This is a genomic window from Microbacterium sp. P5_E9, from assembly GCF_054049175.1.
This window is the reverse complement of record NZ_JBFUMV010000054.1, coordinates 1-760: the sequence shown is the minus strand read 5'-3', so window position 1 is coordinate 760 and position 760 is coordinate 1. Positions and strand designations below refer to the sequence as shown.

Below are 760 nucleotides of genomic sequence, written 5' to 3'. Positions count from 1 at the left end.
GCCTGCCGGTGCATGACGCGGAGTTGGTGTTCGCCACGCCCGACCACGCCATGTCGAGCCAGCCCGGCCGCAACGGCCTGACCTACGTGCCCGGCGGCAAGCTGTGGACCGCGCTGCGCGACCGCACCCGGTCGGCCGGCGTGCGCTTCTTCGATCTCGGCCAGCCCGGCCAGGGCATCGTGCACGTCATGGGCCCGGAACTGGGCATCGTGCTGCCCGGCCTGACGGTGATCTGCGGCGACAGCCACACCTGCACCAACGGCGGCCTGGGTGCGATGGCCTTCGGCGTCGGCTCGTCGGAAAGCACCCACGCGCTGGCGACGCAGACGCTGCGCCAGCAAAAGCCCAAACGCATGCGCATCCGCTGCGACGGCGCGTTGCGCGCCGGCGTCACCGCCAAGGACCTGGCRYTGCACATCATCGGCAAGCTCGGCTCGGCCGCCGGGGTCGGTTATGCGATTGAGTACGCGGGCAGCGCCATCGAGGCGCTGGAAGTCGAAAGCCGGCTCACGCTGTGCAACCTGACGGTGGAACTGGGAGCGCGCTGCGGCATGGTGGCGCCCGATCAATGCACCTTCGACTACCTGCGCCGCAAAGCCTTTGCGCCGCAGGGCGAGGCCTTCGACGCGGCGGTGGCGCAGTGGCGCCTGTTGCCGAGCGACGCGGATGCGGTGTTCGACCGCGAGGAAGTCATCGACGTTTCCGCCATCCGTCCCACCATCACCTGGGGCACCAGCCCCGAGCACGCCATCGCCATCGA

Annotated in this window: 1 protein-coding gene; it reads left to right on the top strand. The window is 70.1% G+C overall.

Annotated elements, in window-relative coordinates; all coding sequences use genetic code 11:
• Positions 1-760, top strand: a 760-nt coding sequence (locus ACXJ3V_RS20175) for an aconitase family protein (protein WP_457102139.1), incomplete at both ends; no start/stop codon positions are given.